At 60.8% G+C, this 22,311-nt stretch carries 24 protein-coding genes and 1 pseudogene; 10 read left to right on the top strand and 15 right to left on the bottom strand.

All coding sequences use genetic code 11. The features are described 5' to 3' along the window. Nucleotides 1–165: pseudogene (locus tag BSG19_RS25855) on the top strand (ISNCY family transposase); the annotation flags it as partial. A 240-nt stretch (nt 166–405) separates the two neighbouring features. After that, nucleotides 406–1,416 carry an IS30 family transposase gene (locus tag BSG19_RS23250; protein WP_092990385.1) on the top strand — a complete coding sequence of 337 codons (1,011 nt, stop codon included), beginning with the start codon at nt 406–408 and terminating at the stop codon, nt 1,414–1,416. Nucleotides 1,417–1,644: 228 nt separating this feature from the next. Here BSG19_RS23250 and BSG19_RS23245 read toward each other — a convergent pair whose 3' ends face one another. Continuing rightward, complete coding sequence (locus BSG19_RS23245; protein WP_092990384.1) at nt 1,645–3,237, bottom strand: adenylate/guanylate cyclase domain-containing protein; 1,593 nt, start codon at nt 3,235–3,237, stop codon at nt 1,645–1,647. Nucleotides 3,238–3,479: 242 nt separating this feature from the next. After that, nucleotides 3,480–5,468 carry a putative bifunctional diguanylate cyclase/phosphodiesterase gene (locus tag BSG19_RS23240; RefSeq protein WP_092990383.1) on the bottom strand — a complete coding sequence of 663 codons (1,989 nt, stop codon included), beginning with the start codon at nt 5,466–5,468 and terminating at the stop codon, nt 3,480–3,482. 292 nt (nt 5,469–5,760) lie between these two features. Here BSG19_RS23240 and BSG19_RS23235 point away from each other — a divergent pair, with 292 nt between their 5' ends. Both BSG19_RS23235 and BSG19_RS23230 read left to right on the top strand, forming a co-directional pair. Continuing rightward, nucleotides 5,761–6,801 (top strand): class I SAM-dependent methyltransferase, encoded by a 1,041-nt coding sequence (locus BSG19_RS23235; protein ID WP_244529397.1) that lies wholly within the window; start codon nt 5,761–5,763, stop codon nt 6,799–6,801. Nucleotides 6,802–6,932: 131 nt separating this feature from the next. Beyond that, nucleotides 6,933–7,202 (top strand): hypothetical protein, encoded by a 270-nt coding sequence (locus BSG19_RS23230; RefSeq protein WP_092990381.1) that lies wholly within the window; start codon nt 6,933–6,935, stop codon nt 7,200–7,202. 46 nt (nt 7,203–7,248) lie between these two features. On the opposite strand, the gene BSG19_RS23225 is transcribed toward BSG19_RS23230, so the two are convergent. From BSG19_RS23225 to BSG19_RS23205, 5 genes are all read right to left on the bottom strand, one after another. Then, on the bottom strand, nt 7,249–8,829 hold the full coding sequence (locus tag BSG19_RS23225) for a response regulator (RefSeq protein WP_244529396.1): 1,581 nt from the start codon (nt 8,827–8,829) through the stop codon (nt 7,249–7,251). Next, complete coding sequence (locus BSG19_RS23220; RefSeq protein WP_092990379.1) at nt 8,826–9,401, bottom strand: chemotaxis protein CheB; 576 nt, start codon at nt 9,399–9,401, stop codon at nt 8,826–8,828. The genes BSG19_RS23225 and BSG19_RS23220 overlap by 4 nt, the downstream gene beginning before the upstream one ends. Continuing rightward, nucleotides 9,398–10,237, bottom strand: a complete 840-nt coding sequence (locus BSG19_RS23215) for a CheR family methyltransferase (protein ID WP_092990378.1) — start codon at nt 10,235–10,237, stop codon at nt 9,398–9,400. The genes BSG19_RS23220 and BSG19_RS23215 overlap by 4 nt, the downstream gene beginning before the upstream one ends. Beyond that, entirely contained in the window at nt 10,234–13,716 is a 3,483-nt protein-coding gene (locus BSG19_RS23210) for a response regulator (RefSeq protein ID WP_092990403.1), read from the bottom strand. Before BSG19_RS23210 ends, BSG19_RS23215 begins: the two co-directional genes overlap by 4 nt. Before the next feature lie 260 nt (nt 13,717–13,976). Then, nucleotides 13,977–14,333: a hypothetical protein gene (locus BSG19_RS23205; protein ID WP_092990377.1), complete on the bottom strand. Its 357-nt coding sequence runs from the start codon at nt 14,331–14,333 to the stop codon at nt 13,977–13,979. Between the two features lie 199 nt (nt 14,334–14,532). Between BSG19_RS23205 and BSG19_RS23200 the strand changes: the two genes are divergently transcribed. Next, on the top strand, nt 14,533–14,754 hold the full coding sequence (locus tag BSG19_RS23200; protein ID WP_092990376.1) for a hypothetical protein: 222 nt from the start codon (nt 14,533–14,535) through the stop codon (nt 14,752–14,754). A 240-nt stretch (nt 14,755–14,994) separates the two neighbouring features. On the opposite strand, the gene recX is transcribed toward BSG19_RS23200, so the two are convergent. Further along, the gene (recX, locus tag BSG19_RS23195) at nt 14,995–15,576 is read right to left on the bottom strand and encodes a recombination regulator RecX (RefSeq protein ID WP_280142431.1); all 582 of its coding nucleotides are present in this window, start codon (nt 15,574–15,576) and stop codon (nt 14,995–14,997) included. Nucleotides 15,577–15,824: 248 nt separating this feature from the next. Between recX and BSG19_RS23190 the strand changes: the two genes are divergently transcribed. Beyond that, the gene (locus tag BSG19_RS23190) at nt 15,825–16,058 is read left to right on the top strand and encodes a hypothetical protein (protein WP_092990375.1); all 234 of its coding nucleotides are present in this window, start codon (nt 15,825–15,827) and stop codon (nt 16,056–16,058) included. Then, complete coding sequence (locus BSG19_RS23185) at nt 16,055–16,243, top strand: hypothetical protein (RefSeq protein ID WP_092990374.1); 189 nt, start codon at nt 16,055–16,057, stop codon at nt 16,241–16,243. The genes BSG19_RS23190 and BSG19_RS23185 overlap by 4 nt, the downstream gene beginning before the upstream one ends. Nucleotides 16,244–16,279: 36 nt before the next feature. Here the strand turns inward: BSG19_RS23185 and BSG19_RS23180 are convergent, their stop codons facing one another. From BSG19_RS23180 to BSG19_RS23170, 3 genes are all read right to left on the bottom strand, one after another. After that, nucleotides 16,280–16,735 carry an MgtC/SapB family protein gene (locus BSG19_RS23180; RefSeq protein ID WP_092990373.1) on the bottom strand — a complete coding sequence of 152 codons (456 nt, stop codon included), beginning with the start codon at nt 16,733–16,735 and terminating at the stop codon, nt 16,280–16,282. Between the two features lie 22 nt (nt 16,736–16,757). Continuing rightward, entirely contained in the window at nt 16,758–16,943 is a 186-nt protein-coding gene (locus BSG19_RS23175) for a DUF3008 family protein (RefSeq protein WP_092990372.1), read from the bottom strand. A 78-nt stretch (nt 16,944–17,021) separates the two neighbouring features. Beyond that, entirely contained in the window at nt 17,022–18,050 is a 1,029-nt protein-coding gene (locus BSG19_RS23170; protein WP_092990371.1) for an SDR family oxidoreductase, read from the bottom strand. Nucleotides 18,051–18,309: 259 nt separating this feature from the next. Between BSG19_RS23170 and BSG19_RS23165 the strand changes: the two genes are divergently transcribed. Further along, nucleotides 18,310–18,684 carry a hypothetical protein gene (locus tag BSG19_RS23165; RefSeq protein ID WP_092990370.1) on the top strand — a complete coding sequence of 125 codons (375 nt, stop codon included), beginning with the start codon at nt 18,310–18,312 and terminating at the stop codon, nt 18,682–18,684. Between the two features lie 69 nt (nt 18,685–18,753). Here the strand turns inward: BSG19_RS23165 and BSG19_RS23160 are convergent, their stop codons facing one another. The 4 genes from BSG19_RS23160 to BSG19_RS23145 all read right to left on the bottom strand — a co-directional run bounded on the left by BSG19_RS23160 (nt 18,754) and on the right by BSG19_RS23145 (nt 21,019). Beyond that, nucleotides 18,754–19,050, bottom strand: coding sequence for a PRC-barrel domain-containing protein (locus tag BSG19_RS23160; RefSeq protein ID WP_092990369.1), 297 nt, complete (start codon nt 19,048–19,050; stop codon nt 18,754–18,756). 71 nt (nt 19,051–19,121) lie between these two features. Further along, the gene (locus BSG19_RS23155; RefSeq protein ID WP_092990368.1) at nt 19,122–19,397 is read right to left on the bottom strand and encodes a hypothetical protein; all 276 of its coding nucleotides are present in this window, start codon (nt 19,395–19,397) and stop codon (nt 19,122–19,124) included. After that, nucleotides 19,394–20,293: a hypothetical protein gene (locus BSG19_RS23150; protein WP_092990367.1), complete on the bottom strand. Its 900-nt coding sequence runs from the start codon at nt 20,291–20,293 to the stop codon at nt 19,394–19,396. The genes BSG19_RS23155 and BSG19_RS23150 overlap by 4 nt, the downstream gene beginning before the upstream one ends. Nucleotides 20,294–20,317: 24 nt before the next feature. Beyond that, on the bottom strand, nt 20,318–21,019 hold the full coding sequence (locus tag BSG19_RS23145) for a RibD family protein (RefSeq protein ID WP_092990401.1): 702 nt from the start codon (nt 21,017–21,019) through the stop codon (nt 20,318–20,320). 173 nt (nt 21,020–21,192) lie between these two features. On the opposite strand from BSG19_RS23145, the gene BSG19_RS23140 reads away from it, so the two are divergent. Both BSG19_RS23140 and BSG19_RS23135 read left to right on the top strand, forming a co-directional pair. After that, complete coding sequence (locus tag BSG19_RS23140) at nt 21,193–21,783, top strand: 3'-5' exonuclease (protein WP_092990366.1); 591 nt, start codon at nt 21,193–21,195, stop codon at nt 21,781–21,783. Between the two features lie 85 nt (nt 21,784–21,868). Then, nucleotides 21,869–22,192, top strand: coding sequence for a hypothetical protein (locus tag BSG19_RS23135; protein ID WP_092990365.1), 324 nt, complete (start codon nt 21,869–21,871; stop codon nt 22,190–22,192). Nucleotides 22,193–22,311: the final 119 nt, after the last annotated feature.

The following is a 22,311-nucleotide window of genomic DNA, read 5'->3' as shown; positions in this document are numbered from 1 at the left end:
CGCACCGGACAGAAGGATCATATGTTTGGCATTCGAGACGGCAGCACAGCCAACGGCTACCAGAAGCGTGGCCGCAAGCCGGGGCGAAGGACGGATTTCATGAACGATCCGGACGTCATCGCCAAAAGGCAGAAGGCCTTAGCGCGGATGGAGGCGGCAGAATGACTGGGCCAGCCTCAAAGCTGAAGCCGAACAGGCGCCAACAATCCGCCCCCGCTCCTCCCTTGCAACCCGGACCAGCCGGTCGGATCGGGGGCTGACCACCAGAGCCAGTGTCGCGTTTCTAAATGGCTACCGACGTCGCACCCCTAATCAGCTTTGACACGGTGTATAGCGTGGTGGGTTCAAGGATGAAGTGCGACTTGCGATAGATAACAGTAGCTTATCAGTTGCAAGGAACGACCCATGAAGCGCACCTACTCCCAGATCAATCTGGATGAACGCTGCAAAATCGCGCGCTGGCATACAGCTGGACTGAGCGTTGACGTCATCGCCGAGAAACTTCACCGACATCGCTCGACCATTTTCCGTGAGCTGCGCCGCAATACGTTCGAGGATAGTGAGATGCCGGACCTCAACGGCTATTACTGCGTGATGGCTAATGACATGGCGCGAGAACGGCGTGCCAAGCTGCGGAAGCTTGCTCGGTTCCCGCATCTGCGCCAGTCTGTAATCGAGCGCATCATGCATGGCTGGTCGCCGCAGCAGATTGCTGGCCGGATGCGACTGGAGCGGCATCCAATCTCTGTCAGCCATGAGACGATCTACAAGTTCGCATACTCGGCCAACGGACATGCGATCAAACTGTGGCGACATCTGCCAGAGCATCGTGCCAGACGCCGGCCACGGCATGCCAGGCGCCGTCACGGCAGGCGTTTCAGCCCAGACGTCAACATTCTCAACCGGCCGGATGTCGTCGCTGGGCGCAAACAGTTCGGGCATTGGGAATGCGACCTCATTCAGTTCCGGAAGACGTACGGAAAGGCCAATGTGACTTCGCTGGTCGAACGGGTCAGCCGATTTGCAGTCTTCCTGCGCAACAATGACCGGCAATCCAGACCGGTGATGGACGGCCTGATCCGCGTGCTGCAACCCCTGCCCCACCTAGCCCGTCGTTCGATCACCTTCGACCGAGGCACCGAATTCACTGACTGGCCCTACCTGCAGGCCAGCATCGGAACACAGACATGGTTCTGCGATCCGCAATCGCCCTGGCAGAAAGGCACTGTCGAAAACACCAACAGACGGGCCAGGAAATGGCTTTCGAGAGAGGTCAACCCGCTGTCGCTCAGCGACCGTGATCTCACCGAGATATGCCATCACCTGAACGCAACGCCACGCAAATGCCTCGGCTATAAAACACCGGCAGAAGTCTTCCGCCAGAAACTCCTCGCCCAAATCAGGCGCACCGGTTAGCTTCTGCCAGCCCGCAAGTCGCGGTTCGCCTCGAACTCACAGTGTCCTGTTTCTGCAAAGTTAGACTGTCGCACTCCCCGCGTTTGATACGGCGGAGACGAGCAGATGGAATTAGTAGCGATAACTCCGCCGCCACAGGGAGATCCCGCTGACGCCGACACAGTGTGATACGTCTCCCGTGGACCGAAGTTCCAGCCATGCTCGGCTTGGCCTGACCAAGAGCTTGGTTCAGCCCTTCCCGTCCTTCTCATCGATTGCGGCCATCGCCTGGCGCAGTATGGCACGTGCCTTGGCACGTTCGGTTGGGTCGAGTTGGGTCGGATCGAGACGGAGATCGAGGCCTGCGAGCGTTTCGCGAACAACGCCGCGCGTTTGCTCGGCTCCTGATATGAGGCCGTTGACGGCATAGGGTACGATTTCGCGCTGGATTCCCTTCATGGTGATCGGCGGCAGCGGCGTGGCGTCCACGATGTCTGTCACCAGCGCGTAGGTCTCGTAGCTGATAACGATCTTGCCGCCTTCGGCAATCGCTTGCAGGCGTGCTGCAAGGTTCGCTTCCGCGCCGATGATCGTGTAGTCCATTCGGTCACTGCTGCCGAAATTGCCGACGTTGCAGTAACCCGTATTGATACCCATCCGGACGACGAAGGGCTCCTCGGTGCCGCCGCCGCGCCATTTTGCCTTGAGTTCGCCAAGGCGCGTCTGCATGTCCACCGCCATTCGCAGGCATGCCTTTGCATCCTCTACCGCGCCATGCGTCTCAGGATCGCCGAAGAAGACGAGCACGGCGTCGCCGATGAACTTGTCGAGCGTTCCGCCATGCATCGCCGCGATTGCCGACATCTCGGTCAGGTACTCGTTCAGCATCTCCGTCAGCGCCTCCGGCTGTAGTCGCTCGGTGGTCGCTGTGAAGTCCTTGATATCGGAAAAGAAAATGGTCAGGCGTTTACGTTCTGTCTGGACGACGACATCCTTCTGGCCGCTGAAGATGCCCTTGTAGACCTGTGGCGAGAGGTAGCGGGAGATCTTCATGGATATGCTGGCGAGAAACTCGTTGGCAGATTCGAGATCGCGGTTGAAGCCCTGGATCAAAGCTGTCTGGCGCTGCTGAAGCGTGATGAGGGCCGCGCCGAGCCCGGCGAAACAGAGAAAATAGACCAGTAGGTATTTGAAGGCGAAGACATTACCGGCCAGCGGCTGCTGAATGATAACCTCCTGGATGCCGCGTACGTCCCCTACTTTCCAGTCGGTCTTCGGACTGGCGGGATGCTGGTTGTGACAGGCAACGCAGGCCTGCCCCATGATGACAGGCGTCACGAGGCGAAAGGTGTTGGTGAAGCCGACGCGGGAAACGTCAGTGAGAGTCTGTGCGGCGTTGCTGCGCAAGGCTGCAAGCGATGCCGTCTCGAAGACGTCCAGATCATGCGGCGCTCGCGTTTTGAACGGCAGGTCCGAGACGAAACGATAGGTAATGTTTGCCTGCTGCTGTTTGATCACGTCGCCGAGTTCCAGCGATAGCGTCGCAGGAATCGGAACCGCGCCGGGAATGGTGGCATATTGGTCCGTCACCGCTGTGGCGGCATCGTCGCCCGCCGCATGTGCTGCGAGAATGCGACCGACGACATTGGTGGCGTAATAGGAGCGAATGCTGGTGATCAGCGAGCTCATGTCCTGCGCCTGGCGCTTCAGCGCAGCCTGCGACAGGCTGCTGACGTCCATCCACACGGCAAACGGCAGCCCGGCGAGCATGCCGACCAAGGCGACGACCACGAAGAAGCCGACTTTCCTGGAGGCCCGGCCTCGATCTGCATCTTCGGCCATCAAGTCCCCTCGCCCGTTCGTACGGCGTCGGAGCGCCCCGTGCGATCTTATATTAGCGAGGGTGGAACATTGGCAAGTCGTAATGATATGCCTGGTCCAGACGTCATGCGGCGACTGCAGATTCCTTGAACCGGAGCGGCTTCAGGATCGAATTTACAGGGCTTGTCCCGACGTGGCCGCCCGACATCGTCCTTTCCGGACAAGGCTGTCCGGCACATCACGGACGGATGACAGATCTCTACCTACCTTGAAACGACGACCAGTTTCGGTAGCTGCCGAATGGGCCGAAGGCTCGTGGCGGGTGCGGGGCGGCCGACATAGTAGCCCTGCATCAGGTCAATCTTCAGGCGGTGCATGAGCGCGAAATGCTCTTCCGTCTCGACGCCTTCGACGAGGATCGTCGCTCCCCGATTGCGTGCCAGACGCAGAATATCGTCAAGCATGGCACAGCCGCGCGGGGTATCGCAATCGTGCAGGAAGGATTTATCGATCTTGATGCAATCGAAATCGATCAGGCGCAGCCAGGATAGACCGGCGAAACCCGTGCCGAAATCATCGAGCCAGATCTTGATGCCGAGAGCCCGAAGGTCGCTGATGCAGCGCAAAAGGCTCGAATGGATCTCCATGTCCTGCCCTTCGGTAATTTCGAAGGCGAGACGATCGCCGGAGATGCAGAACTCGTCCAGAGTCCTTGCCACGAAGGCGACAAAACCGGGCGTCTTCAACTGCAATGGCGAGACGTTGACACTGGCGACAGGCGCCAGATTCGTAAGGAGGAGTTCCTCACAGACGCGACGCAAAGCCCACTGGCCGAGATTGACGATCGCACCGGATCGCTCGGCTGCGGGAATGAACAGCGCCGGTGACAAGAAGGTGCCATCCGACATCTTCAGTCGCATCAGAGCTTCATAGGCATGCGTCTTGCCCGTCGCCACCTCCTGCAGCGGCTGGTATACCATGGACACGAGGCCTTGGGGTACGGCGATCTTCAGCAGGGCCGCGATATTCTCGCCGTCGTCACGATTGTTCGGATCATCGACGTGGAACAGCTTGACGCAATTGCGGCCGGAGGCCTTGGCGCTATACAGCGCACGGTCGGCCTGATGGATCACCTTCTCCACTTTCGACAGGGTGCGGTCCGCAGTAAAGGCTGCACCGACACTGACGGTTACCTTCGACGTACCATCGCGTCGCTGCTCATGTAGCAGACCGAGATCCTCGACCGTCCGACGAATGGCTTCGCAGAGTTCGCCCGTCTGTTTCTCGGACAAGACAGGGGCGAGCAGGATGAACTCCTCGCCGCCGAACCGCCCGACGGAGGCCTTATGCTCCTCGGCCAGACCGCGCAGGGCCTGAGCGACCAGCATGAGACATTTGTCGCCTTCGAGATGCCCGTAATAGTCGTTGTACCGCTTGAAGAAATCGACGTCGACCAGAATGACGGCAAAGGTGCGCCCTGCCTGCTGCCAGTCGCGCCAGACGTCGCGCAGGCGGTTGTCGATCGCACGGCGGTTGGCAAGGCCCGTCAGTGGATCGGTATGGGACAGCCTCAGCAAGGCCTCTCCGCGCTCGGCAGCCTGACGATGTTGGGCTTTTGCCTCCAGCGCGTTCAGAAACACGTTGTAGCGCTCCTGATTGAGCTTCCAGTTCACATAGGACGTGAAGATGAAACAGGAGAGACAGAAGAGGCCGAACGTGAACTTGTAGCTGTAGCCGACATTGGGAAACCAGACGAGGCCCGCCAGAAAGATCAGGACGATGATGCCTGAGGCGACCACGGAGATCCGGAATGGGAAATTGAAGAACAGGTTCACGCTCATCATGAAGATGGCGCCGAAAACCATGTAGTATGACATGACGACCGTGTGATCGCTCATCATGCTCGGCACGAGCCAGCCGGCATAAGCGAAGATCAGCGCAATCGCCGCCGTGCTATCGACGGCATCGGCCGTGGACGCCCGCCGCATCTGTAGCTCGAGTGCAATCAACATGATGATGGAAATCAAGAACCGGGCGCCGACGACATACGGCGCGACGTCGCCGATCAGGAGAACGTCGCTGATCGAGAAGACGAGATAGACGAGCACGGCTGCCCACAGCCCGCGACGAGTCGATTGCTTGTGCGCATTCTCGCCGTGCCGCTTGTAGAGTTCGCGAAGAGTTACCTTCGGTTGCTGTAGCGGATCTCTCGATACGCCGAACTCGATGGTGTCGGTCGACTTGTGCATCATGCACTCTCCACCGCTTTCATTGCTGTGCCGAAGCTTTTCACCGATACGCGGCGATCCCGACCCTTGAATGGACGACCCGGACAGACCGTTCCAATGTTCTATCACGCTTACTAAGACAGCGGTAAACATTAGCGAAAACGGCTTAACACTTCCTTTCCACAGCCCTGAACCCCTGTGCCGTAAGGGTGCACCTGTGCCATTAACCAACAAATTGAAAGGCCCATGCATTTCCAGACAATTTGAGTCATCTCTTACGCGTCTTGTTAACCCAATGGTAACCAAAGGACGTAGCGTGAAGAACCCACTCGCCGTTTTTGACGGGCAAAGCCTGATCACCCCGACCGCAGTCAACAGGGAGGTTTTCCCCGCCGGAGCGCCTGCCGATGAACGGCAACTCCGGATCGCAAGAGACGAGATTACGCTGATACTGCAAGTCGCCTCCCAGCAGATTCAGGCGGACCGCAATCCCGATCAGATCATCGATCGCCTGATCCGATCCCTTCACGAGAGCCGCGAGAAATACCGGTCGGTATGGCCGGACCTGATCCCCATGGTTCAGGATCATCCGGTGGCGGCATATTTTCACAACGACCCCTTTACCCGCTGGTCCTTCGAAAAGCCGCGCGGCTATTCAGGGGATGCAAGCCTGATCGACTTTATCTACGGCCATCGGGATATCGCAGCCGACGTGGAGCGCGCTTCGCCGCTCGGGCGCACACTCTACGAGTACACGCGCAACGCCCCTTCCGCCGTGGCCGTGCGGGAACGTCGCGATATCTTGACGCGAACCGTCGATGAGACAGCAGCCCGGATAGGGGCGGAGACGGAGGTTCTCGCAGTGGCAGCGGGGCATCTGCGCGAGGCGGAAGAATCCGTTGCTGTGCGAGAGGGCCGGATCAAGCGGTGGGTGGCGCTCGATCAGGACCCTCTGAGCGTCGGCCGCACCATGCGCGACTTCAACGGAACGCCCGTCGAAGCGATGGACGGCTCGGTTCGTGGACTTCTCAAAGGTGCCTACGGCCTCGGACAATTCGACCTGATCTATGCGGCAGGCCTCTACGATTATCTCGCCGACAAGGTCGCGGTGAAACTGACGCAGACATGCCTTTCCATGCTGAAGCCGGGCGGAACGTTCCTGTTCGCCAACTTCTCGACGGAGGTTCCCGACGACGGCTACATGGAGACAATGATGAACTGGACGCTTCTCCTGCGATCGCAGTCGGAAATGTGGTCGATCATCGAGGCGAGCCTGGAGGGGCAGAAAGCCGAAAAGAGCGTCTTCTTCGGTGCCAACCGCAACATCATCTACGGCACCATCCGGAAGCCTCGATAGGCATTCTCAAACCTCTCTCTTCGGCCGCTCCGGCGGCCGAATTTGCAGCATCATGCAAACGCCAAATCGGCAGAGGACCTGAAACTCTTTTTGATCCGCGCTCGTCTTCCTCCACTTGGTCCGGAGGAATAATGCATATTACGAGAGCGCAGTGGCTCAACATGGCGTCCGATCGCCAGTCTCTCAGGCGCATCTACAGCCTGTGCCTGCTTGTTCGCGGGGGCGACATTTTCAGCTATAAGGAGCGACGCCTAGCCGGCCGGCTTATTCACAGGCTGGAAGGGGTCGTGCATCTTGCGATGACGGCCAGCGAGGACTCAAAGGCGATCGCAGGCGATTTTTCGTTGCTGGAAATCCAGGTCGCCAAGAGACTGGAGCGCTTCGAGCCGCCGCGACGATGATGCGACTCGACGCCGGTTGTGCGCTTGTTATCTCGAAAACAGGATATCAGGCAGCCGGAACCGTCTCCAGCAAGCGCTCCAGCTCGTCTATCAGCACCGGCTTCGTGAGGTGGTGAGTAAAGCCTGCCTCAAACGCTTTCACCTTGTCCTTGTCCTGTCCCCATCCCGTCTGGGCGATGATGGTCGTCGCCTTGAACCGGTCTTCCCGGCGGAAGGCACGGCAGACCTCGTAGCCATCCATCCCCGGCAGCCCGATATCGAGAAGGATAACATCCGGCTCAAATCGCGTCGCGACCTCCAGCGCTTCGCGCCCGTCGTGGATCGCCTCGTATTGATGGCCGATCTCTTCCAGCATCCAGCCGAGCGCGTCCGCGACAATGACATTGTCATCTACGATCAGCACCTTCAGCAAGCGCGGTGAAGCCATCGCAATGTTCTGCGGCTGGTCTGCCTCCGGCCCGGCGGCAACGGCTCGTGCCGGTGCGGCAACCTCCTCAGGTGCTGTGGCAAGCGGCAGACGAACGGTGAACACGCTACCCTTGCCGTCGCCGGCGCTCGTGACCTCGACCGTTCCGCCGTGGAGAATGACAAGTTGGCGCACGAGAGCCAATCCGATGCCAAGGCCGCCCTGGGCATGCTCCAGATGACTATCGACCTGCGCAAACAGCTGGAACACGCCGGACTGCAGCGTCTCCGGAATACCGATGCCATTGTCGGAGACATCGATCACGGCGCTGCCGCCGGACGCCCGGACGGCAATCCCGATCCGACCCCCGGCCGGCGTGTATTTCGCAGCATTATTGAGAAGATTGGCGACGACCTGCGCCATGCGGGTCGGGTCTGCATCCAGCCAGAGCGGTTCGGCTGGCACATCCACGGTCAGGCGGTGCCCGGAGGCATCGATCAGCGGACGGCTCGCCTCGATGGCGGAGCGAATAATCATCTCGACCGCGATGCGCTCCTTGCGCAGCCCGATCTTGCCCTGGCTGACCCGCGATACGTCCAGCAGATCATCGATCAGCCGCACCAGATGGACCATCTGCCGGTCCATCATGTCGCGAATGCCCTCGGCGGCTTCTCCTGTCGGGTTCCGGCGCAGCACGTCGAGACCGTGACGCAACGGAGCAAGCGGGTTGCGCAACTCGTGAGCGAGCGTTGCCAGAAACTCATCCTTGCGGCGGTCGGCCTCCCGCAGGGCCTGCGCCTGCGCTTCCAGTGCGTCGCGTTGCTCGGCGATCTGCTGGCGCTGACGGTAAAGCTCGAAAAAGACGTCTGCCTTGCTGCGGAGAATATCGGTTTCGATCGGCTTCTGGATGAAATCCACGGCACCCGCCTCGTACCCGCGGAAACGGCGCTGGCCATCCGTGCTGCCGGCCGTGACGAAGATGATGGGCACGCGGCGGGTCCGCTCGTTGCCGCGCATCAGCTCGGCCAGTTCGAAACCGTTCAGCCCGGGCATCTGCACGTCGATCAGCGCCAGTGCGACATCGTGTTGCAGCAGCAACTCCAGAGCCTGATCACCGGAACGCGCCTTGAGAAGCGTCAAGCCATCGCGCCGCAGCAGCGCTTCCAGCGAAAGCAGGTTTTCCTCGAGATCGTCCACCAGCAGAAAGGTAACGGGATTCATGTGCATACGACCTTCTGAAGATACGCTGCGATCGCGTCAAGCGGCATGACCCGGGCGTCAGGACACCGTGCGATTGCACCTTCGGGCATTGCAGCGGCAAAAGCCGTCGCCGGATCCTGAACGACGGCATGGCCGCCGACGTCGGATATCGCGCGAAGGCCCCGGGCCCCGTCATGATTGGCGCCCGTGAGCACGATACCGACCAGTGCCGATCCGAACGTATCGGCGGCACTTTCAAAGAGGACATCGATGGCGGGGCGGGAGAACATCACCGGTTCGTCGCTGGAAAGAGAAAGCGTGCCATTGGTCTCGACAAGCAGATGATAGTTGGGCGGCGCGAAGTAGGCCGTTCCGCCGGCAAGGGGCTCCTTGTCCTCCACCTCCAGCACGTTGATCCGGCACTTCGCCTGAAACAACTCGGCCAGCACGCTGCGCTTGTCGCCGGGGATGTGGACGACGAGCATGATGGGCACGGGAAAATCGCCCGGCAGAGCCGGCAGGATGGTCGTCAGGGCTTCCAGCGCACCGGCCGAGGCACCGATGACGACGGCCTGCGGGCGAACGTCGCTCATTCGCCGATCCTCTGGTAGATCTTTTCCTCGCGCACGAAGTCGCGGAACGCGCCGGCATGATCCGAAAAGCGGAGGCTCTCTTTTGCGCCAAGGCCGAGAAACCCCTTTCGCGGCAGGGAATCCTTGAAGAGGCCAAGCGCACGATCCTGCAAGGTACGGTCGAAATAGATCAGCACGTTGCGGCAGGAAATCAGGTTCATTTCGCCGAAGACGGCATCCGTGACGAGGCTGTGATCGGAGAACACGACATTGCGCCGAAGCGTCCGGTCGAAGGAGACGCGACCATAGGCCGCCTGATAGTAATCCGATAGCGACGACTTGCCGCCGGATTTGCGGTGGTTCTCTGTGAAGAGTTGCATGCGGTCGAGCGGGTAGACGCCGGCCTCCGCGATCTGCAACGCTTCCTGGCTGATATCGGTCGCATAGAACAGCGTGCGGTCTTCGAGACCTTCCTCTCGAAAGAGGATCACGAGGGAATAAAGCTCTTCGCCATGGCTGCAGCCCGCAACCCAGACTTTAAGCGAGGGATATGTCCGCAGATGCGGGATCACCTGCTCCCGGATCGCGCGGAAATAATCCGGATCGCGGAACATCTCGCTGACTTGCACGGTCAGGTAGCCCAGCAGTTGCGGCAGCATGTCCCGGTCGTGCAGAAGCCGTTCCTGTAGCCCCGAGATGGTGGGAATGCGCAGCTGCTCCAGCGCCTGGCGCAGTCGACGCTTGACCGACGCCATGGCGTAACCGCGAAAATCATAGTGATATCGCGCATAGAGCGCTTCCAGCAGCAGCCGGATCTCGATGTCCTCGACTTTCTCCAGTGACGACAGATCGCTCATCGCGGCATCCAGACGCGGACGAGCGATAGCAGCTTCTCAACGTCGAGCGGCTTTGCCATATAGTCGTTCGCCCCGGCCTCGATGCAGCGCTGTTGATCGTCGGGCATGGCCTTGGCCGTGAGGGTGATGATCGGCAGCTTCTTCCACTGGGTGTTCCTGCGGATCTCCCGCGTCGCCGTCAGACCGTCCATCACCGGCATCATCACGTCCATCAGCACGAGATCGATTCCTGCACCCGGCTGCCCAGCCGACTTCGCGAGCGCGTCGAGCGCTTCCTGGCCGTTGCGCGCAATCTCGATCACCGCGCCGCGCGGCTCGAGAATGTTGGTCAGAGCATAGACATTGCGCACATCGTCCTCGACGATGAGGATGCGGCGCCCTTCGAGAAGGGCATCCCGGCTGCGAGCCTTGCGGATCATCTTCTGCTGCTCGGCCGGCAGGTCGGACACCACCTGATGCAGGAACAGGCTGACCTCGTCCAGCAGCCGCTCGGGAGATTTTGCGCCCTTGATGATGATCGACTTGGAGTAGCGGCGCAGTTGCAGCTCGTCATCGGCCGACAGCACGCGGCCGGTATAGACGATGACAGGCGGGAACGCGCGCTCGCTGTCCTGGCTCAGCGTTTCCAGCAAGGAATAGCCAGAGGCATCCGGCAGCGAGAGATCGAGGACGACGCAATCGAAGGTCTGCTCCTGAAGGAGCTTCAGGCAGTCGGCCGCCGTTCCCGCCGTCACCGTCTCCACGTCGTGCGAGGTGAGCAGCCGTGCCACCGCCTCACGCTGAACGTCGTTGTCTTCCACGATCAGGACGCGATGTACCCGCTGCGAAAGCTTCGCTTCGAGCTTCTGCAGCACCTCGATCAATTGTTCGCGCTTCACCGGCTTCAGCATGTAGCCGACGGCTCCAAGCGACAGAGCCGTTTCCGTATGATCATCGCCCGAAACCATATGGATCGGGATATGCCGCGTCTGCACGTCGCGCTTCAGCCGGTCGAGAACCGAAAGACCCGACTGGTCCGGCAGGCCGACATCGAGCACGATAGCGCTCGGCATGAACTGGCGGGCAAGCTCCAGGGCTTCCTGTGCCGTGCCGGCAACCAGCGTGCGAAAGCCCATTTCCCGCGAGAGATCTCGTAGAATCGCCGCGAAGGTCACATCATCCTCGATGATCAGGAGAACGCGCTTGTTGTCGGACGGAGCCGCCCGGTCGTCCTCCACGAGGCGCGCCCTGGAAATATTCGAGGTCTCGCGCTGCTCGGTCGCAGGAGCGTTCACCGGAGCCTGCACGAGAGCCGGTGAGACGGGAGCAACCGTTCCGCCCTCGCGCGGCTGTCGGGCCGAAACCCGCGTCGCGTCGTAGGTTTCCGGGATGGTGATCGTGAAGGTACTGCCCTGTCCCGGCTGGCTCTCCAGATGGATCGCGCCTCCGAGCAGGCGCACGAGTTCGCGGGAGATCGAGAGGCCGAGACCCGTTCCGCCATAGCGACGGCTGATCGTTCCATCAGCCTGATGGAAGGCCTCGAAGATGTTGCGCTGCTGGTCCTCGGCAATGCCGATGCCGCTATCCGTGACCGCGAGCGCAATTTGCCCCTCGCCGCTGCCATAGGGCGCTCCAGCCCGTCGGATGGCCACGGACACCTTGCCGGCGGCGGTGAACTTGAAGGCGTTCGACAAGAGATTCTTCAAGACCTGCTCAAGCCGCTGAAGATCGGTCTCGATGACGGGCGGGCACTCCGGCGCGATGTCCACTGCGAAATCCAGCTGCTTGTTTCGTGCAACCGGATCGAAGACCTGCCGCAGATTGTTCGCAAGCCGCTCCACAGACACCGCCTCGGGGCGGATGTCGATATGTCCAGCTTCGATCTTGGAGAGGTCGAGGATATCGTTGATCAGTGTCAGAAGGTCGTTGCCAGAGGATTCGATCGTCTGTGCATACTTCACCTGTTCACCGGTCAGATTGTCCTCGGCGTTATCGGCAAGCAGCTTTGCGAGAATGAGCAGCGAGTTCAGCGGCGTGCGCAGTTCGTGCGACATGTTGGCGAGGAAATCGGACTTGTAGCGGCTCGCCTGTTCCAGCTCGCGTGCCTTGAGCTGCACCGCGCCATTGACGCGCTCCAGATCGTCGCGCTGTGTTTCGAGCTGGCGCGTCTGCTCTTCCAGCTGCGAATTGGTCTGTTCGAGCTCCACCTGCTGCTGCTCGAGCCGCGCCTGCGACTCTTTCAGCGCCCGGCCCTGCTCCTCCAGCTCTTCGTTCGAAACGCGCAGCTCTTCGCTCTGAACCTGCAGCTCCTCGGATTGACGCTGGGTTTCGGCAAGGAGGTTCTGCAGGTCCGTGCGGTAGTTTGCGGACCGTACGGCCGTCGCAATGGAGGCCGCAGCCTCCTCCAGCAGAGCGAGAACGCTCTCGTCGATCGGGCGGAGGAAGCCGAGTTCGATGACCGCATTGACCTCGCCGTCGATGATGGCCGGGGAGATCACGAGGTGCCGTGGCTTGTCGCGCCCTAGCGCGGAGCCGAACGACAGGTAGCCGTCGGGTACGTCTCCGACCAACACGGCCTTTTCGCCGGCAGCGGCTTGTCCGAGCAGTCCTTCCCGCAGCTTGAATTGTCGCGGAATGTTTGCGCCCTCGGGAACACCATAGGTCGAAGATCTCTGAAAGATGCCCTTGTCGCCGACAAAAATCGCGCCGGCCACCGCGCCTGCATAGTCAGCCAGGAAGGTTAGAATGCTGTCGCCAAGCTGCTCTGTGCGCTGGTCGCCCATGACAGCGCCGCTCAAGCCAACCTGCCCCGCCTGCAACCAGTCTTCCCTGCGACGCGCGAGGGTGGCGCGGCGGATAAGGACGCCGATGGCTATCGTCAGGAGAATGCCGAGTATTCCGGAGAAGATGCTACTGGCAAGGGCTGTGCTATAGGCATCATCCATCTCGCTCAGCCACTGCTGCCGCTGGCGCGCTTCCTCTTGTCCCATTTCGGAAAGCTGCGTGCGGATAGCATCCATGGCAGCCTTCCCGCGATCGGAATTGACGACGGCAAGCGCAGCCGACAGGCCTTGCGTCCGGCGCAGCTCGATGGTCTCTTTCAACTCTGCGAACTTGGCATCGACGCTCAGCCTGACGGCTTCGATGCGGCGCCCTTGCGCCGGGTTGTCCTGCACCAGCCGGGCGATATCGTTGATATGGCGGGGGACAGCGAGCACGGCGACATTATAGGGGTCGAGATAACGGGCATTGTCTGTCAGCAGGAAGCCACGCTGGCCTGTTTCCGCGTCCTGCGCACTCGAAAGGAGCTTACCCAGCGCTACGATGACCTCGTGGGTATGAACGATCTTGTCGTTGTTGGCGCGCAAGGTGTGGAGATTATTGTAAGCGATGACACCGCTGATCAGGAAGAAGACCAGCGCACCTGCAAGGCTGAAGGCGACGACAGGATCGAGACCGAGCTTGAGGCTCGATGTTCCGGGCTGGTGCTTATCTGTCATCTGGATCTCGGCGAGCTGGAAACGGCGACGGTGCGAAAGCAGGTTGCGACAAAGCAGTCGCGAAGGCGCTGTATCATTGCAGGCCATCGCTGCACAACGCGTTCCGTCACCAACGGACGCCGAGAGTAAGCGTTTTCCATACTTGGCATCTGTCTCATTCAGCATGAACAAGGTGCCTGCCACCCTGCATCCGAAGATCTTGCCTGTCCGACGCAGATCAGGTCGGCGGCAGGAGCCTATGCTTTAGAGCGTTCGGCCGATTAAGGCGCCGCGAGATCCGCGATCAATGGCCCCAGCGTGAAGGACAAGCCCGACGCCGGTGCATAGGCCGGGTTCTCGATCGCGTAGAGGCCCAGATATCTCCGCCGAGTGAGAGGGATCAGCGCGCCATCTCCGTTACGCACAGCGACATCGTCGGTCACGACCACCCGATGTTTCTGCAGAACGACCACCAGAAATTCCCGGTCTTTCGGGTCTCTTACATCGTGCAAAGGAGGCGTGAACGGGTTTGCGTAGGTAACGCCGTCCATCCAGACATTCGAGACGAGCGGAACGAGTTCGCCATCGATGCGAGCGTACCGGCCATCCACCTCGCCGCTGATCTCCTTCAAGCTCAATCTTCTCTCCTCTTCCGCGCGCAGGCAATCGGCACCCACAACCTTCCGGCAACATCGGGACCGGAACGAATCGATAGGCCATCTGTTATCACGGCAGCCATGTCCGTTGGCGGCTTCTCACGCAGGGTTCCGATTGGTCGTCTGTGCAGAAGATCAGTGTAGCGGGCTGACAGGCACCCAATGTCAAGAGGATCGCATCATGGAAGACAACACCACGACACCGTCCAAGAAGATTGCCGATGAATATCTGGCGCTTGGTGGCCGCCGCAAGGCGAAGGTGGATGACAATATCGTCAGTACGCGAGCCTGGGAAGATGATGCGCCGGAAGCCGCTGCTTTCTGGAAAGAGAAGGTCGAGCCCATGAGCGACGAGGAGCGACGCGAGGTGGAGCTTCACCTACCCTCGATGTCGGATACCTGAGCGTAAGGCACTCCATGCGTCGACTGCCACGAAGCACGGTACGCGATCAATGGAACAGAGAACGTCGCCGAGCATTCTTCTACCAGACCATAAGCGCGGCGCTGACATGGACTTCACCGGCGAATGACCGGCTAGCGATTGTCTCAGCGCCGCGCGGTCTCTTCCTCAAGATTACAAACATCATATCGACGGAATGCCGACCTGAGCACCCTCATTCTCCCTCGTTTGCGGGAGATCGGCTCATATCTCGTTGCCGCTCAGAACGGCGTCAGCCTCGTCGCGCGTCATATCGTAGACCCTGCGGCCGATATCGAAACCAAAACCACTACGGCCAAAAGCGGATAGCTCCTTGATCTTGCGTTTCTCGTCAGGCGGCTCCTTGCGAAACGGACCAAAGGCACGCTTGCGGGCAAGGATGATGGCGGCCTTGAGGTCGTCCACATCCTCGACTGCGGCCGTTGCCGTCTCGCGGTCGATCCCCTTGACCACGAGCCGTTGGGCGATCGCCCGCTTCGAACGTCCGCTTGACTGCCCCGAGCGCGTCGCAACGTCCGCATAGGCGACGTCGTCGAGAGCCTTGTTGTCATAGCCGAAAGTGACGGCAAAGGCTGAGAGAGCGGCGACCTGCTCATCGCTGATCTCCGCGAATTTCTCTCGCGCCTTGCGGGCGATGGCATCCGATAATTGCTTTTCGGTATGCATTCGCTTGCCCAGCCGGTAGGCCGCCGAATTGCGTGCCCAGGACAGCATGCGCGGCGTGGGAACATGCGAAGGCTCGGCTTCGTCGTCCGTCTCGCGCTCATCGATCTCCGGCTCACGCACCCGATGTCTTCCTCAACCGCCCTGCCCCGGATTTCATCACGCATGCCACCACCCGGGAACTTCCGCTGACATGCAGAGTTTCGGCGCTACAGCCCAACAGTTTCATAAAGCGCAGAGAGCTTGCCAATGTCAAAGACGATCGGTCACCTTAAGGTCGCGGTCTTTGCGCCGGGCAGACCTGTTCGGTGCGTCCACTTTGACGGAAGGACCTGCGAACGGTGAGGCCTTGCAAGGAGGGATAGCGAACGATGTCGATACCTGAGGACATGGATTCCGTGCTTCGGAGCTTGCCGCTGCGGATCGGCGCATATGTGCCGGACGATCTGATCGAGGACTGGTTTGCGCCGCGCACGGGCATGAACCCGCCCTCGGACACCGCGCTGGAAGCGGCAAAGACCTATGGCCTCCGTTTCGAATGCGAGTTCAAATACTACCCCGAGCGCCGGGAGGGCGTTTTCTGGAAGTGGGTGCCCGCGATATGAGTGAGTTGAAGCCTCTGCACGAAAAGGCAGCGCTTGCCGTTGTCGAAGAGTTCGAACGGCAGGCAGCGGAACGGCCGGAAAAGCTCAGCGTGAGCAAGGACGGGTCAACCATTCTGGTTGATGGCGAGGTGGATATCGACGCTCTTGTCATGGTCGTCGTGGGCTCGATGGCTGGCGGCCCTTAACGACCACTTCCCTGGCTCTATCATAAACGCAGGATATCAACTCTCGTCGTCGGATCGAGCCCATCCCGATACGAATCTTTCGAGGATACGGACCAGCGTTACGATCAGCGCTCCGAAAGCGACGCCGACGATGAGCAGGGTCGTCTGTCCGGCTCCCGCAGCGATACCAACAGCGGCGGCGAGCCAGATATTGGCAGCCGAGGTCAGGTTGTGCACGTTGCCGCCCGACACGAAGATTGCGCCTGCAGCGATGAAACCGACAGCCTGTGCCAGTCCCTGGATCACGCGCAACGGGTCGGCGTTGGACATTGACCGCGCTGCCAGATCGTCATGGATCATCATCGCAGACACCGTAATTAGTGCCGAACTGAGCGCGACCAGAGCATGCGTCCGGATGCCGGCAGCGATGCCGCGAAGCTCTCGGTCCAGCCCCAGCAGCAAACCCGCCGCGCTGGCGATGCCAAGTCGAAAGACGATGTCCTCCAGCGTCATCGGCTATCCCCATACAGGTCTCTCAAGACGAGACGTGGTTCGGCTTGCCCTTCTGGCTGGTCGACGCCATGTCCTCGAGCTCCTTCTCGCTCATCGATGATTCCATGCTTTTGGAAGCGCCCTTGAGTTCGCTCTTCTTCTTGTCGCCGCGCTTGGCGGCGAGTGCTGCGCCGGCGGCCTTTTGCTGTGCTTGGGATTTGGCAGGCATCGGATACTCCTTTCTTGAACACGAATTCAACCCATCGGACCACGCGCTTGTTCCAGCCCTCGTCAAGGCGTGGAACCCTCAGCCGCGCCAAGGGCGCCATGAGCGACGCAAGGCATGGTGATCATGCAAACCGGAACGACCGGCGCCCCGCCGGGAAAGGGAGCTGAGGACGCTAACGAACCCGACGGCTGCAAGCCCGAACATCAGGGTTCGCGATGTTCGGGAATGCGAGCGAAACCCGCCGTCGATCCGTGCGGCATCCCGCGAGGGCGAAAACAGGTTTCCGTCGCTGCCGCTGATCTCCGGCGCGCGTTTGAAATACGTTGCCATGAAACGGCCGATCGAGCGGGCCGTGAGGTTGGGCGCCAGCAGATGGGCCAGACGCACAGCGTCTGTGACGACACCAACCGTGGTTGTCGATTGCGGATATCGCGCCACGCGAACGATAGCGGCTGCAACGGTGCGCGGATCAAGCACCGGCGGCGGCGCGCCCATTTCACGCTCGACATAATTTGCACCGTGGTGAAGACCCGGCGTATCGACGAAAGCGGGATAGATGTCGCAAATGTGGATGCCTGGCTTGTCGGCAAGCTCCGCCCGCAGTGCCTCGGAGAAACCACGAAGACCGAACTTGCTCGCACTATAAGCCGTGGCGAACGGAGCGGCCGCGAAGCCACCGAGCGAAATCATGTTGATGAAGGTCCCTTTCCCCTGCCGCAGAAAAACGGGCATCGACGCATGGGCATCGTTGATATGGCCGATGAGATTGGTACGGACGATCTGCTCATGTGCCTCGATCGGCGTTCCCTCGAATCGCCCGACGGCCCCGACGCCTGCATTGCTGACCCAGACATCAATGCCGCCCAACCCGTCCGCCGTTTCGGCCAGCTTCTTGACCGCCGCCGCATCCGTGACATCCGTCACGACGATATGCGCCTCTGCGCCCAGTCGCCTGCAGTTCGCGGCAACATCTTCGAGCGCTTCCGCGTTGCGGGAGGCCAGCACGAGCCGGCTACCATGCCTGGCGAACGCTTCCGCAGCCGCCTGGCCTATCCCGCTCGATGCACCGGAAATCACCACAACAGCATTCCTGAGGTTCGTCGGCATCTTCGTTTTCCCGTTCGCTTGCATCCATCCAGATGCCGCGAACCGCCGCCTTGAACAGTTGTTCCCGCGCGGGGAGCTGTCTTTGCCAACGCCATTGTCCGGCAAGCAAGCCGAGAAGAACGCGTTTTCCCGGCCGCATCCCTGTGCTATGGACCGGCTTTATGCCTTCGACAGAACGTCCCGGATGCCGAGCCGATCATCGAATGCATGTCTTGAAACATGACGGGGAACCGGCCTCTGGGTCGGGAGAGATGGACGAATGGCAAAAGTTCCGGAAATGACGAAGCATCGCGGCTTTCCGGCCGGACTGTCGGGAACGCAGTGGCAGTTCACGCTTCGCAGGGCGAACTCGAAGGTTACCGTTCTCGGACAATGGCGCCGGCATCCGACCCTCGACAAGTCGGTCGGACTTGCCGACACCGCCTTCGTGCATTCGCTCTGGCACTATTTCGGCACGGAACCCTTCGAGCGCGGGAATCTGGACGGTGAACGCCTGTCCCGCCTGTTCGGACGCGAGATCCTGCCCGCAGAGCGCGATTTCGATCCGGCATCCTATCAGGCGATGCTGAAACTCAACGAGCCGCTTGCCCGGAAGAATTTCCCGGATGCCTTTGTCGACATCCTCGACGTATGAGTTTCCAGAACAAGACATGAAAAAGCCTGGCGCAATGGCCAGGCTTCCTCGGTCTGATCTTTTGTTTGTTCAGTCGCGATGCTCAGGCATGTCCTTGAGCTGGTCCTTCGTCCACGTCGTCACGGCGTGAACGTCACCGTCTTCGTCGCGCATGAACTGAAGATCGCTCAAGGGTACGCCAACAGGCTTTGCACCAATGCCCAGAAAGCCACCGACATCGATGACAGCTTTGCCGCCTGCACCCGTTCCGTGGATATGGTCGAGCTTGCCGACCTTATGGTCATCTGCGCCGTAAATCGTTGCGCCTTCAAGGACAGCTGGGGTCAGTTCGGCCGGGGAGAGGCGAACGTGTTTTGTATGATCCATGAGATGGTCCTCCTTGATGATTGTCTAACCGTAACCCCTTGCTTGCGATGTTTGTTCCCCTGACGCGATGGTCATTCTGCGACAGGCCTGAAGCCGATGACGAAATCGACGACCTTGGCGGACGACATCTCGCAGGGCTTGAGGAGAGCGCCGCCGGATGTCGTCCGATAGAGGTTGAAGCTGACGATGTCGTTCCGGCGCAGATCTCTTGCAAAGAGCCACACACGGCGCCCGTCGGTAGAACGGCGAACGGTAGCGCCCCATGGCTGACCATCGAACGTGCCCTCGACAAAGCCGTCCGGCAGTCGGTCGAGAGCCGCGTCGAATGCGGTCCCCTTCGCATTCATCGACTGCGTACCTTGCCTGTGCTCTCCCGGACCCGGGCCGCTCGTCGCGCCGGCCTCAGCTCCTCGATCGTCGGCAGCCGCCAGTCGCCCGTTGGGTCGGGAATGACCTTTGCCGGCCACGCCGAAAGCAACTCCTCGAGGGAGGGCGCGCGCCAGAGACCCCAGACATGGCTTTCTGTTGCTCCGGGGTAGAAATCCGCGACTGCAGCGGGATCGACCAGTTCGCCGGTAATTTCGGTGAAGACGACGATGCCATAGGAGATCGCGACCGGCACGCCTGGCGGCGGCAGCTCGTCGGGATGTAACGGGTAACGATGCTTGCGACGCTCCGCGGAGCGTGCCTTTGATTTCACGTCGTCTTCAGAACCCTTCCGCTCTTCCGCACGTCGCGCCCGCTCGGCGGGTTCGTTTCGACGTGCGGCAGCCTCTATGGCGGTCCAGTGGCTGCGAAGGTCTTCAAATGAGCGGAACGGAACATGCCAGAGGCGCAGATCCGCATCCCAGCGCGCGAACCGGATTTCGCGAAGCTCTTCGACCACCGTTTTCGAATATGGCGTCCGGATCTTGAAGCCGACGCGTCCGATTTCGAGGTAGGGGCTGACAATCGGATCGAAGTCGTAGGCGTCGCGTCCGCGCGCATCCGCGTGCGCATCCGCTTCCGCCTCCTGTTCCGCGAGCCACCGCCCGATCCGGCGCGCTGCCGTCTTTCCCGGCACCCACCACGCCTTGATGTCGTCGCGCCAGCGGGCTCGTGGAAAACGATGCCGAAACTGATCGACCGTCATCCGGTCATAGGGAAACGAGACCACCTCGCCGGATGCGGCCTCCTCGTCCAGCTGAGCAGGCGCATCCGTCTCGTTTTCTTGCGCCTTGCTTTCCTTTACCCTGCTCGCCATCGTTCCGCGCCTGCGCTGTTTGCTTCAGCTCGGCGAGCGCACGTCATAGCGGACGTGAAGAGCGCCATGTGCGAGGACGTCGCAGGACTTCAAAGACAGCTTAACCTTACCAGCAAGCCCCTCCTCCCCAAACGCTATGATCCGATCGCCGGCCAGTCGGCCTTCCAGCGCCGGCGCGATGACGAGGCTGATCTCATCGACAAGCCCGGCAGCCAGCATCGATCCATTGACGCTTGCCCCGCCTTCCAGAAGGATGCGGGTAATGCCAAGTTCCTGCCCGAGCAGCATGAGCATCGCGCGAAGGTCGAGCTCTTTCGTGTCCGAGACCACATAGGAGACGCCGTCGGCGGCCAGCTCTGCCAGATGGCTGTCCGGCACATCCGGGCCGAGCAGCACGACGATATGGTCGCCGAAAAGCTCGTCACCGGCGAAATGCAATTTGCCACCCGGGTCCAGCGCTATCGCAAATGACGACGCGCCTGGCCTGGCGAAGCAATGCGGACGCACGACATCTAAGGGACCCGTCGGCGGATGGGGCTGCGCTTTTGACATCTCCGCCATCGTGACCCGCCCGACCATCCAGGCATTGCCGGCATGTTCCGTGTGGATCTTCTCGTAGAGAGCGGTCCAGTCGGCGCGCTCGCCATCCGGGCTCTTTGTCCAGCGGCTCGGATGCAGGCTGCCGTCCGGCGAGGTCAACATCAGGCAAATGACATGCGGTTTCATGGCGCGGCGGTCCCTTTCATCGGTCTCGCACTCATAGATAGGGCCTGAGCGGCTGCGCGCCATGGTTCAAACGCCCTGCCATGCTGCATGGCAGTTCTCCTAATCATCTCGCCCTTTGCCAAATCATGCTCCAGACAGTATGCCGGACGGGAAACGACAGACGGACAGCGCACGTGAAGACGATCGCCATCGATTTTGAAACGGCCAACGAGCAGCGCGGAAGCGCCTGTTCGGTCGGGCTTGCGTGGATCGAGGATGGACGGGTCGTCCGGGTAGAGGAACGTCTCATCCGCCCGCGGGACATGCGCTTCTCCTCGTTCAACGTCGCCATCCACGGCATCCGGCCGGAGCATGTGGAAAATGCCGGGGAGTTTCCGGAGGTTATGGACGAGTTCGCCGACGAGTTCAGGGGTGCGACGATGATCGCCCACAACGCGTCCTTCGACTTCAGCGTCTGGCGCGCCTGCCTTGATCTCTACCGGCAGAGCTATCCCGATCTTTCCTATCTCTGCTCCGTCAAGATGGCGCAACGGGTATGGCCGCATCTCGGCTCCCACCGCCTGAACATTCTGGCCGGACATCTCGGCCTTACGTTCCGGCACCACAACGCTGCGGAAGACGCGGCGATCTGCGCGGAAGCGTCCATCGCCATGGCGACTGCGCTTCAGGTTGCCCATGTCCGGGACGTGCCGCCGATGATCGGCATGCAGGCCGGCCGGCTGTTTGTTGGAGGTTACGACGCCTGCCGGTGCAGGAAGGCCTGAGACGTTGCGGTTGCGGCCCCCACCGAATGGCCGAACGAAGACATTGCAAGACGGCAAGCGGGTGCGCCCCGGAAAGGACGAAGGGATGGAGACGGTGAACGAGCTGATCGTCAAGCTGGTGACGGCGTCGAACGATGTGGAGACGTTGGAGCATCAGGATGTTACGCGGCTGATCGACATCGCGCTCGGCGAAATACGGAATCTCTGCGCGCAGGAGCACATGGCCGATAGCGCCGCCGTGACCTCACTGGAGCAGGCTTCGTCAACGGCAAGTACATCGACGCCGGAGGACTGGCAGCGCGCGCTTCGCCACGCGGCAGACATGCTGCGGGACCTTCAGCCAACCGTCGATCCCGAACCGGCCCTGCCCGCTCACCAGCCGGACGGCGGCGATGGGGGGAATTATTGAAGGGAGCTCGGCCGACCGGCGGGCGCTTCGCTGAGTGAGAAGCACGTCTGGTCTGGCGCAGCGGCAAGCGTCAACTGGCAGACATGGTGATGATATAGAAGCGCAAACCATTCAGGGAT

The organism is Rhizobium sp. NFR03 (assembly GCF_900111275.1).
Taxonomy (GTDB): domain Bacteria; phylum Pseudomonadota; class Alphaproteobacteria; order Rhizobiales; family Rhizobiaceae; genus Ferranicluibacter.
Note: the sequence above shows the minus strand (reverse complement) of the source record. Positions and strands in the feature narration are given on the sequence as shown.

Bases quoted from the DNA above. Each gene is read 5' to 3' on its own strand.
- BSG19_RS23250 (WP_092990385.1), top strand. From the start codon at position 406: ATGAAGCGCACCTACTCCCAGATCAATCTGGATGAACGCTGCAAAATC.
- BSG19_RS23245 (WP_092990384.1), bottom strand. From the start codon at position 3,237: ATGGCCGAAGATGCAGATCGAGGCCGGGCCTCCAGGAAAGTCGGCTTC.
- BSG19_RS23240 (WP_092990383.1), bottom strand. From the start codon at position 5,468: ATGATGCACAAGTCGACCGACACCATCGAGTTCGGCGTATCGAGAGAT.
- BSG19_RS23230 (WP_092990381.1), top strand. From the start codon at position 6,933: ATGCATATTACGAGAGCGCAGTGGCTCAACATGGCGTCCGATCGCCAG.
- BSG19_RS23225 (WP_244529396.1), bottom strand. From the start codon at position 8,829: ATGAATCCCGTTACCTTTCTGCTGGTGGACGATCTCGAGGAAAACCTG.
- BSG19_RS23220 (WP_092990379.1), bottom strand. From the start codon at position 9,401: ATGAGCGACGTTCGCCCGCAGGCCGTCGTCATCGGTGCCTCGGCCGGT.
- BSG19_RS23215 (WP_092990378.1), bottom strand. From the start codon at position 10,237: ATGAGCGATCTGTCGTCACTGGAGAAAGTCGAGGACATCGAGATCCGG.
- BSG19_RS23210 (WP_092990403.1), bottom strand. From the start codon at position 13,716: ATGACAGATAAGCACCAGCCCGGAACATCGAGCCTCAAGCTCGGTCTC.
- BSG19_RS23200 (WP_092990376.1), top strand. From the start codon at position 14,533: ATGGAAGACAACACCACGACACCGTCCAAGAAGATTGCCGATGAATAT.
- BSG19_RS23190 (WP_092990375.1), top strand. From the start codon at position 15,825: ATGTCGATACCTGAGGACATGGATTCCGTGCTTCGGAGCTTGCCGCTG.
- BSG19_RS23185 (WP_092990374.1), top strand. From the start codon at position 16,055: ATGAGTGAGTTGAAGCCTCTGCACGAAAAGGCAGCGCTTGCCGTTGTC.
- BSG19_RS23180 (WP_092990373.1), bottom strand. From the start codon at position 16,735: ATGACGCTGGAGGACATCGTCTTTCGACTTGGCATCGCCAGCGCGGCG.
- BSG19_RS23175 (WP_092990372.1), bottom strand. From the start codon at position 16,943: ATGCCTGCCAAATCCCAAGCACAGCAAAAGGCCGCCGGCGCAGCACTC.
- BSG19_RS23170 (WP_092990371.1), bottom strand. From the start codon at position 18,050: ATGCCGACGAACCTCAGGAATGCTGTTGTGGTGATTTCCGGTGCATCG.
- BSG19_RS23165 (WP_092990370.1), top strand. From the start codon at position 18,310: ATGGCAAAAGTTCCGGAAATGACGAAGCATCGCGGCTTTCCGGCCGGA.
- BSG19_RS23160 (WP_092990369.1), bottom strand. From the start codon at position 19,050: ATGGATCATACAAAACACGTTCGCCTCTCCCCGGCCGAACTGACCCCA.
- BSG19_RS23155 (WP_092990368.1), bottom strand. From the start codon at position 19,397: ATGAATGCGAAGGGGACCGCATTCGACGCGGCTCTCGACCGACTGCCG.
- BSG19_RS23150 (WP_092990367.1), bottom strand. From the start codon at position 20,293: ATGGCGAGCAGGGTAAAGGAAAGCAAGGCGCAAGAAAACGAGACGGAT.
- BSG19_RS23145 (WP_092990401.1), bottom strand. From the start codon at position 21,019: ATGAAACCGCATGTCATTTGCCTGATGTTGACCTCGCCGGACGGCAGC.
- BSG19_RS23135 (WP_092990365.1), top strand. From the start codon at position 21,869: ATGGAGACGGTGAACGAGCTGATCGTCAAGCTGGTGACGGCGTCGAAC.